The 10,203-nt window shown below is 40.3% G+C and carries 7 protein-coding genes; 1 reads left to right on the top strand and 6 read right to left on the bottom strand.

Annotated elements, in window-relative coordinates; all coding sequences use genetic code 11:
* Positions 1-509 precede the first annotated feature (509 nt).
* Positions 510-785, top strand: a complete 276-nt coding sequence (locus tag QZT26_RS14305) for a PqqD family protein (RefSeq protein WP_295103099.1) — start codon at positions 510-512, stop codon at positions 783-785.
* A 209-nt stretch (positions 786-994) separates the two neighbouring features.
* Here QZT26_RS14305 and QZT26_RS14300 read toward each other — a convergent pair whose 3' ends face one another.
* The 6 genes from QZT26_RS14300 to QZT26_RS14275 form a co-directional block, all read right to left on the bottom strand.
* Positions 995-1,570 (bottom strand): signal peptidase I, encoded by a 576-nt coding sequence (locus tag QZT26_RS14300; protein WP_295103096.1) that lies wholly within the window; start codon positions 1,568-1,570, stop codon positions 995-997.
* A 305-nt stretch (positions 1,571-1,875) separates the two neighbouring features.
* Positions 1,876-5,130 (bottom strand): C25 family cysteine peptidase, encoded by a 3,255-nt coding sequence (locus tag QZT26_RS14295; protein WP_295103094.1) that lies wholly within the window; start codon positions 5,128-5,130, stop codon positions 1,876-1,878.
* 18 nt (positions 5,131-5,148) lie between these two features.
* Positions 5,149-6,291 (bottom strand): hypothetical protein, encoded by a 1,143-nt coding sequence (locus tag QZT26_RS14290; protein WP_295103091.1) that lies wholly within the window; start codon positions 6,289-6,291, stop codon positions 5,149-5,151.
* Between the two features lie 551 nt (positions 6,292-6,842).
* Positions 6,843-6,974, bottom strand: a complete 132-nt coding sequence (locus tag QZT26_RS14285; RefSeq protein WP_295103089.1) for a hypothetical protein — start codon at positions 6,972-6,974, stop codon at positions 6,843-6,845.
* A gap of 124 nt (positions 6,975-7,098) precedes the next feature.
* The gene (locus QZT26_RS14280; protein WP_099324219.1) at positions 7,099-7,974 is read right to left on the bottom strand and encodes a hypothetical protein; all 876 of its coding nucleotides are present in this window, start codon (positions 7,972-7,974) and stop codon (positions 7,099-7,101) included.
* A gap of 535 nt (positions 7,975-8,509) precedes the next feature.
* Positions 8,510-9,841 (bottom strand): hypothetical protein, encoded by a 1,332-nt coding sequence (locus QZT26_RS14275; protein WP_295103086.1) that lies wholly within the window; start codon positions 9,839-9,841, stop codon positions 8,510-8,512.
* Positions 9,842-10,203: the final 362 nt, after the last annotated feature.

The raw sequence follows: 10,203 nt of genomic DNA, 5'->3' as shown, positions 1-10,203 counted from the left end.
AGTCATTTTCGTAAACAGCAGTAAGAGCGATTCCGTACTTGGAGGGGTATTCAAAACGTGAAAATGTAGATATTTTTGCGACCGGAGATATTTTGTCCTTGACAAAAGCCTTCTAATGAGTGAACCCACGAATGTAGTTTCCATTGCCATTACATACCCAATCAGATACTTCACTATGTTCAGTACAAGGTTTGGGAACGAGTTGTGGTTCGCTAGTTTAATAGATTACGCTGAATAGTTGCGAAAATTGTCCATTTGTCCCAGTCTGCGGAGCATGGGAAAGAGGTGTAAATTTGTTTTCGTAATAAAGGGAGTAGTTGAATCGATGGAGAAAACAGATCCCCCCACGCTCCCGCCAGCGGGGGACATAGTTTTAATCCGGATCATTGCCCCTCTGCCCCTCACTGTTTCCATTTTTTGGAAGCACTTGAATTAACTATTGTTTTGCATTAAAATTACGCCATTATTTTATTTCTTATAACCGCACCGATTAAAGTGAAGACAGAAAAATGAATTTTTCAAAACCAAAGAAGAAACAGAAAGGTGTGATAATACAGGATATTGGCAAAGAAGTAGTCCTTCGTAATGTTGATGAAAAAACGATTCATGTACTCAATACTACGGCAAGAATTATATGGGAACTTTGTGATGGCGAGCATACCATAGGGGATATGGAACATCAATTAAGAGAAACGTTTTCAATACCCGACAATACAAACATTTGCAACGATATAGTAAATACGCTGACAGCCCTATCAGAAAAAGGCATGTTGGAAGAATTATAAAGGAAATACTCTGTTATAATACTTTAGTTTTTTGAAAAAGCAAAACGCTCATTCCCAAGTAGCGGCAAGGCACGCCTTGCCGCTACTTGTGGCGTCTATAATATTCGCTTGCAATTAAATATGTTACAAAAACACTTGTCCGCAAGCATGCATTAAAAAAACGAAAATTCCTACACTATTAAATAAGGCGTCGATTTATAAAAATGCTCTTATTTTCTGGCACTTTCCCTATGCATAAAAAAAAATATCACTTTACGGAACAGTAAAAAGAGAAAACGTGTGCCACGATTCACAACTGTTTTATTACGATCCTGTTTATTTCCTGTGAATATGTTTCTTTGAAATCCACACAACACGCGAACAACAGGGGTACTCCTTACGATCAACCATCCTGTTGATCTGCCGGCGAAAGTGTCAAGAGAGAGCATCTTTTCCCCTCGTTTAATTGCGGATACCTTGCCTATTATTTCACGATGACTCACTACCGGATCAGCATGCGGTACATTGTCTCCTTTTGTAATGAAGGAAAAACCCGTACCCTTTTCTGAGATAGTTAATACCCTGTGTACAATAAGCTTGTTCTCCGATCTGAAGGCAATAATATCGCCACGCCGTATCTGTGAATAGCCACACTCAACCAGGACATTGTCCCCTTCCCTTATGAGCGGATACATACTCCTGCCAACAATGGGGATAGTAAACATTTCATTGGTTTGATCCCATACATTGACGATAGCATGCAGCACTTCACCTGAAATATTGTTATGATTTTCTTTTTGCATCATACTGGAACCTTATCAGGAATTTCTTTGCATTTTTTTGGCAACATATCTAATGGTCCCTTCTGCCGTCGGCAATCTACAGTCGGCAGTCGGCAGTTGACTAATGACCTCAAGCCTGTATCCCCCTTTATTAAGGGGGACTTTTGCGGCCGGTCGCTTAACTTAATGACATTGGTTTGCAACCTGGGCCCCACGTTTTATGCTGTTCCTGATTTTTGTAGAGGTGCATTGCATGCGTCTCTCTGTGGTGTCAACATTTTCTTTATGCGCAGCAGTTTCCGGACGCATGCAATGCGTCTCTACATTTATTACTTTATTTTTACCCTTATTTTTTCGGTAATATTATTCACACTGAATACCACAACCGCCTTTCCCTTTTTCTTTGCGGTAATAATAAAAGATGCTTGTCCATTTACATCAGTTACAGCAGTTTTGTTTGCAATTTTTGCAATTTTCTTTCCCTTTTTTATGTTTGCCTTTATCTCAAAACCCTCCGTATTGCCATTGGTTTCGCATGTTATTGTTATGAGGACTTCCCCTTCTTCTCCTTTCTTAAGCACTAATTTTTTAGGTTCTGCTTCAATAGCACTTATTGTACATTCCTGTGGTAAAGGAGTAGGCGTAACGGGTATTCCGTCGTCAGCAACAACATGCAACCGTGTTGCTGGATCCCCAAACAACACAAAAGTCTCTACCAATTCACTCCAATAACTACTCTGGGAGTAAGCATCCAGTTTTGCTTCTGTGCTGATCTCGCCTAAACCATATGAAGAACCGGTAAAGACCGATTCATAAAAAGAAAGCATAAGTAATCTGTGTCCCGATGTATAGCTCAGGGCGGTTGCCGCCCATACGGCGATTGCCCCTTTATCCTGTAATCTCTGAAATTCTTCAGCAACTGAAACCTGTGTGCTTTTCCCCGTAAAAAATCCGTTAAGGCAGTTTGCAACCGTGACAACAGGCAGTTTATACCAATTGTCCAGCAACGCAATGTCATCTGTGGTATAAATAGATGTGCTTTCATTCAGTCCCCACATATTTACAGCCCCGTGTCCCGTGTAATTCACCATAAAACAACCGTCATTTATATTCCGGGTTATGTTAGATGCTATATCATCGCTTGCAGTATAATCGCCTACATAAACCCTTTTTGCGGTATAGTTATCAGGTAATAATTCGATGATTTCTTCCGAAAGACTTTCAAAAGAAGATTGATCGTCATCCGCTACGAGTAAGACGTTTTTTGCCCAATCTTCATCAGACGGATGCTGGTCATAGAGTATTACCTTATTAATAATATCTTCCGCCTGTTCGATTGTTTGCGCACAGAGCCGTCCGATATGCATGTCAGGGAGGATATCATTGCCACTTACAAGTACAAACCAGTTATCCGAAGGCGTCTCTCCCAATTCGTCAGTTTCTATAATCTGGGAAGGGACGTAATTTATCGTGCCTGATGCTAAGTTATCGTTGTAATCCTGATACGCGTCTCCTATTAATACAACGTATGCAGGGGCGGGTTCCTGCCAATTGTTATACGTGTAAGACAGGAAATCCCGTATTGCCTGCGGGGAAAAAATACCGTCATTAAATTCATCATAAATATCGCCAACCTTCACCGTAACCACTCTTAAACCATCATCGATGCGATGGCTGGCCAATGCAAGCGCATTATCATAAAAATCTTCATGCGTGATAATAATATAGTCCGCTCCCTTATCGGATGATTTCCATGATGATGTTTCATCCTTTTCAATTGCAAAGGGAGTTTTATATTGCGCTAATGTCAATGCCAGAAATCTTGTATCAGATTGGGCAACCCCTTCGAATTGTAATGTATATCTTTTGTTGTCGTTTACAATATTTGTGTTAATTACGCGCACAACTGCGTTGTGGTCTGTAATGTCAAATGCCTCCATATCACTGCCGGTGAAGGAGGATACTTCAAATTGATAGACGCCTTCAGAAGGCGCACGGAAAAATAGCTCATCATTTTCTGCAACATACGTATCAAGGTAGTCTATCTCTGCCCAGTTGATCAGCAATTGATCAACCGAAGCCCCTGTATCACCCACTGTTTCTACCGTAATGGTATTTTCCCCATTGTTTAAATACTCATGGGATACGGTTGCTTCATGATCGAAGACTATTTGCCCATTCCAGTATTGATCGTCTATCTCTTTATCATTTATATATATCTTTGTATGGTGATCCGGGTCACTCTTGCTGACGTCCGTATATCCCTTTAATTGCACCCGTATAGCAGCGGTCTCTGGACCCGAAAGGATATTTTTTATATTCAGGGTAAGCTCTTTTGTTTGCGGTGCAGTCAGTTTGCCGCCCCAGAAATAATGATCCTGTCCTTCACCCTCCGGCATTGTTTGCCAGTAATATGTATTTTCTTCAACATGGATCGTTGCTGGAAAGTAATCAGGAACAATAGCGTTGCCCGAAGTGGCGCCGTCGTGGGTATTCATACGGACGCCACTGGCAGCGCCGGCGGTTAGCCAGTAAACATTTTTATCGGTATAGATATCGGTATATTCTTCGCCATAAAAAACGATAGTATCCGAAGTATTAAATACACCATCCTCTTCACCTTCAATAAATATGGCAACGTCCTCTCCCTTATTTGTCATAGTCAAAGTGCGGGGATCTATTGCGTCCACATCAAATCCGGCATCGATAAGATCATTGTAAGTTAATGTATACATGCCTTCTTCTTTCACGGTTATTTTAAGCCTGGGGGAAACCTCAGCGCCGGAACTGTCCATTTTTCTTTGAACGGGGGTACGGTATGAATTCTCCGCAATCACAGGGCGTTTTATATTGTGGTAATTTATGATTTTCTTTTTAAGAAGATTTTCAAAAAAAGGACTTGCCATTGAAGTTTTTTTTTCAGGAGAAAGGTGACCCTCTTTCCATGAAACACGGGCGACAATCTTTCGGTAAATGCGTACCTCGCCAGTGACGGGATTGAACTGAACAGGCGTGAAATGTACTTGTGCGACCGGTTGATCGCGCAGGTATCCTTTATTGCCCATTTTTACCGGTGTGTCTGGAAAGAAGGCGTTAGAGGTATATATATGCTGATTTTCAAAGAACGTCTGCTTTATACTGCCGGAGGGGAATGTATCCTGGTTTTCCCCTTCTATCCCGGATTTAGGGGCAGGATATATATTGTATCCCTGCAAGGTTTCGTATTGTGCATCTAAAATATCAAGAGAGACGCCATGAATGACCGGCAAACCAACCATTGTTCCGCACTGTGGCAATTGTGGTTCCCCAGGCATGGCGCTTTGTATGGTGTCTTGTATACAAATACGCTGATATGTTTTTCCCTCATGTTGTAATGTTTCGGTATGAAAGCCGTCTATAGTAAATTCAAGTTCAATTGACCGGCTGTCTGATGGCAATAATGTAACAGAGGCGTTGCACAATCCTGTATACCACAGCATCAGGAAGGATAGTATGGCGACTAGAGGTGCAATGACCATGCACAGTGAATAATAAGAACGGTTGCGGCGTACGAAAAATATTTTTACTATCCATCTTCTTATCATCTTTCTCCCCCTCAAGGACTATGTACACACTTCGGCGCATACTATATCCGCCATATCTTGTAAGCGACCGGCAGTTAAGTGGTAGCATCGTGCTTTTGCGATAATATTTGATAATTCCATGAACAATCGAATCGAACTGCCTTTAAATTCGTCCAGCAATATTTTTGATTTATAACTGCCCTGGTAATTCCCCAGAAGCGCAAGAGCTGCCTGGCTAACGGGTATGGGAAGAAGTCTTGCATTGCCGTTGAACGAAGCGTGTCCTTCTGTTCCCTTGAGGACGTCTAGCACAAGTATTTTGTGCATGGCGCATATTGTCTCTATTTTAGAAAGAATTTTATTTGCCTTGTCCGCACGTAGTCTGAGTGCCGGAAAACTACCATTTACATCAACGTACATATTCCGTACCCCGGCAATGTTTTCTATGAGACGCAACACTTCATCATTCATTTGATCAACTAGAATGGTTAAGTCCTGTTCGTTGTTTTTAGTAATTCCCTTCTCATTCTGCAAAAAGAAAATATACTCAACGGGCACTTTCGTGCCAGAACTGCCCGGCAGTATTTGATCGATATCCAAAAGCAGTTTATCCAGCCATTCCTCTCCGCCGATAGCATTGTCCGGAAATCCAACCAATGATAACGTATCCTTTCGAACCCGCAGGCTTCGGGGAAACGGGTACACTAAATGGTCGTGTCTCCCCAGGGCAGCCATTTCATCAGAAAGAAATTTAAACCCTCTCTTCAGAAGTGTTAGTACTAAGGTAGTCTTGCCATACCCGCCATCTGCCACGATAAGCACGCCGTGGTTATCGAAGGAAACTACACCGGCATGTATTAAAAAATGGCTTTTTATGCGGGTAATAATTGACATGAGTATGCATTCATAAGCAAATCCGTCTAATAATTTAGGATCATTAAGCGGCCATATCTCATCATTGCACATTAATACCGGCTTGCCAAAAATGTTACCAGGATATGTAATTAAAGAGAATTCTATCTGCGATGCAGGAAGAGAGGGAAATTCATTCTTCAGAAACCGACTATACATCTTTGTAAAAAGGTCAACAAATTCAAGGGAATCAGATTTGATTGTTACCACCAAATCAAAGAAATAGAGCGTTACTTTGTTAAGAAGATACGGTTTTTGTAATAATCCCATGGGGTATTTATATATTAAAAAAAAGGTAACATTTTAGAGTCTTGAAAAACCATAAAAGCAAAATCATGCAGTTCAGCAGTCATTCAGCATACCCGCTCCTCAATTCCACCCCCTACACCCCCGCCAGCGGGGGACAGTTTATGCAATTGCTCTTGTTCTCAAACTCCGGCATGGAAACGAGTGTTTTTAATTTTTCAAAAGACGAAATTGATGCAAAAATATTGTATACTCAAGATGCTCACAATTTGTGATTTCCCTACCCCACCCGTGAGAAGGAAAGCCTCGTTCGTGAGAACAATGCCTCTTCCGGATTTTCTAACGGGGTTTATAGAAAATGTCGTACAAGTTCAACACGGACAAACAAAGTTTGTCCGTGCCACTCAGATATCAATTTAAAATTCACATTTTATGAGCTTCTTGAGTATAACCATTCATGTAACCGGCATGGGCAGTTACCAGGATGCCCTATCCACCTGTTATGCGCTTCTTGAGTATAACCATTTATGTAACCGGTATGGGCAGTTACCAGGATGCCATATCCACCTACTATGCTATCCAAGAATATTGCAGCCATTTACATAACCAGTATGGGCAGCGCCTAATTTCTCAAGCAGTTCTTCATCTGTATAAGTTTCAATCTTTGGCGGCTCATACGTCAACACGGGTCCATTTTGTACATTCATGTGCAACCTCCTTTCAAAAATGTGTCTGATGTTCATGATTTAATGGTATCTTAACTTCTACACTTCCCAGAAGAGATAGCGCTCTCTCTGGAAAAAAACTATTCCTTACAATGTTTTCCACGTTTTACTCCGACACTATTACCCGCACCTTAATTGGCCCATGCATGGTGCTCTTGCCATTTGTATCAATATCTTCCAATGTGTAAAAGTATCTGCCACTGCGATCAAGGATGTCTAAATAGCTGTAGCTTGCACCATAGACCGCATCGCCAGATGCTTCGATTAATTCATCATTAATTCTGGTGTACGGACCTCCCCTCTGCTTTGCGCGGTGAATGTTGAAGCCTGCGTTGTATATTTCAGTGACAGTTTCCCATTCCAGCATGATTTCTTCTTCAAATGCGGTAGCCGTAAAAGAGGTAAGCTCTACTGCGGTAGTTTCACAAAGAACCTCCAAATCTATCGCACTGTCATCAACTGCGGCAGTTTGTTTTTTGCCGTTTACAGATACCTGAGCATGTATATTTAAATTGTCATATGTACCTTCTGAAAGAGACACTGCAGCTTCCCATCCCTCAGCTTTTCCGCTGTTAAGTCCTATCCACGCAAAATCCGGTGGTGTGCCATCATTGTTATCATCACCATCAACAAGTTTGGTGGATTTCCCTGACTTTATAAAATTGTCATCCGGCGATGCCAACACTTTCCCAGTCACACCTAATACCAAAGCATACAGAATTTCATTTGTACAATCATAACGAAGATAAAGCTTTGCATCGATGGAAGGATTTTTCTTATCAGATCTACCCGCTCTCCACATATTGGCAAAAAAATCGCCGCTCCCATCTTCTGCCAGATTCCATTCACTTTCATCACCATCTACCGTCGCCGTGCCAAAAGCTGGCACTGGAGGACTCGCGGCAAAGGCCGATGAAATAAAACTATTATTCATTATTACACACACTATTAATGCAAATAATGTTATTCCTGCTTTAAACATGTATTGTTTCCTTATAAATAATGTTATTGGGATTAGCTCACAAAAAAGCTGTTTATTAAACTCCATGCGCTTGGCAAGGGTCTGCACGTTGTTGAAATAATCAATTGATATGCCAATATGATCTAATAATTTCAGATTTATTGTAATTAATTGCCTAACAATACTTTAGGAATAATATTTTTTTCAGATTATGGTAAACCTGTCAAACAACGAAAGGATAAACCATTGTATATTTGTTTTTTTTGCAAAATTTGCAGAAAATCAAACACAGCTCGAAAGCATTGTGATTTGAGGGATTATACAGGCAAAGAGAAAATGTGAAAAATGAAGTCACCTTTTTCATTGTATTGGGACGCAATATTTGCGTATAAATAGGAGGATTATTGGTGGAAAGGGCTTGGATGGCGGAGGTGGCTGTTTTCTGTGACCGTTACTTTTGTGGAATGGATAAAAGGTATGTATTTTAGATGTCTCAATTAAGCATCGGGAATGATACTGCTGGTTGTATTTTTACAAAAATCTCACTTCATAAAAACTAAAAGGTCAATCCCAGGCCAAGAGATACCGCATTTTTCAATAAATCGCCGGAATCAAAAGTATTATCTCTGTTCGCATATGAATAATCAAACTCTGCAAACCACCATTTTTGAGGGCGATATTTAACATTTAAATGCACATGAAAACTGTCAACATCTTCAACCACACCCGACGTACCAGTCGATTCTGCAAATCTCATGTTCCAATAATACACATCAAGGTATCCATCAATACGGTCATGTTGGTTAATATATTTTATACCGACTTTTGTGTAAAAATAAGAATTATTATTTGCCTGCCGTTGTTCTTTCAGACTCCTCTCACCATAAATTTCAATCGATGAAACGGGATTAATGAGATAGCGATCTCCCAGCACAACATCCCATCCTTCAAAATTTTCTATGTTACTATGCTTTTTATATTTTGAAGTTCTGTAGTTCGTATTTAAATATATTTCATTTTTCTGATTAATCGTCCAGGAAATGTTTAACGGTATGTCGTTTTTATAATTATCGTTGTTCTTAGAGGTATCAGCATCATATTGTTGAATGGAGTAAACGAACCCCGAAGACACCTTAATAGGCAAGAAAGGATAATTATATTCTATGATTGCGCCCAGAGTATCAAGATTATAGTCGTCACTCTTAAATTCGTCTTTTTGATAACTCACATCCTGGTTATTATAACGTATCAGAAAATCAACGTTAGGAAAGAAATCAGGAAAATCCATTTCAAAGGAAGCAATATTTGTGGTAAGGTCTCTTCTCCCAACGAAAACATTCGGCCCCTGATCTTCAAAAGGGATGTCCAGGTCATCAATATCGCCGAAGGACCTTCTTTGAACACCAGGCGGAATCACATGTTTTCTAAACCGGTCACTGAGAATAAACGAAAAATCATTTGCGAAATAAAATCCAAGCGAGCCTTCCCACGATTGATTCACGCGATCCCTTTCCTGTTCATGCTCGTAATCATAAATCTCGACATCATATTTGAAATGTGAAAGCAAGTAATCTGAAAAAGGTGCTGCAATCAATAATGATGGCCGATGCAAGGTATAAAGATCAGAAACCTCTTCCTCTGCCGCATCATATACATTGTCATCATATATTTCATTTACCTGATATGAGGGCTTTATACCGACAGGCCCAATATGAATATCGTTATATAACAACGAAAGCTCATCCATAATATTAAATTCTGATGCGGCAGAAAGCCCCTTCATTTCATAATTATCAACATCTATTTCTTCAGACAACCCACAGGGATATCGATATGCGGCAGAAAAAAAGACCAATAATAGTATAAATCTCAAATATTTTACGCCCAAAACATCTCCTTAGAGTATTACCTTGTAAAAACTTCTTTTTTTGTAAGTTTTTCTTTGTGCCGCACTAGTACATCGTTTCGTTAAAATGTGTACGTAAAAAAATATCATTGCGAGGAGTGGAGCGACGAAGCAATCTCTTGTTTCCAAAAGACTTAAGATTGTTTCGCTGTCGCTCGCAATGACGGTATCAATGTACACATTTTAACGAAACGATGTACTAGGTTCTTCGTGGTTAAATCCTCTACATTTTGGTCACAGCTTTGCTGCGCTATGTACAAGTATAGGAATTTCAATATTTTTAGTTAACAAACAAACCCACCCCTTAATCCCCTCCCAAGAGGGGAATTAGGCAAGTCCCCTCT

Source organism: uncultured Candidatus Kuenenia sp. (genome assembly GCF_900696675.1).
In the GTDB taxonomy this organism is placed as follows: domain Bacteria; phylum Planctomycetota; class Brocadiia; order Brocadiales; family Brocadiaceae; genus Kuenenia; species Kuenenia stuttgartiensis_A.
This window is presented reverse-complemented; position numbering and strand designations above follow the sequence as displayed.

Coding starts and splice junctions, on each gene's coding strand:
- QZT26_RS14305 (WP_295103099.1), top strand. CDS start 510: ATGAATTTTTCAAAACCAAAGAAGAAACAGAAAGGTGTGATAATACAG.
- QZT26_RS14300 (WP_295103096.1), bottom strand. CDS start 1,570: ATGATGCAAAAAGAAAATCATAACAATATTTCAGGTGAAGTGCTGCAT.
- QZT26_RS14290 (WP_295103091.1), bottom strand. CDS start 6,291: ATGGGATTATTACAAAAACCGTATCTTCTTAACAAAGTAACGCTCTAT.
- QZT26_RS14285 (WP_295103089.1), bottom strand. CDS start 6,974: ATGAATGTACAAAATGGACCCGTGTTGACGTATGAGCCGCCAAAGATT.
- QZT26_RS14295 (WP_295103094.1), bottom strand. CDS start 5,130: ATGATAAGAAGATGGATAGTAAAAATATTTTTCGTACGCCGCAACCGT.
- QZT26_RS14280 (WP_099324219.1), bottom strand. CDS start 7,974: ATGTTTAAAGCAGGAATAACATTATTTGCATTAATAGTGTGTGTAATA.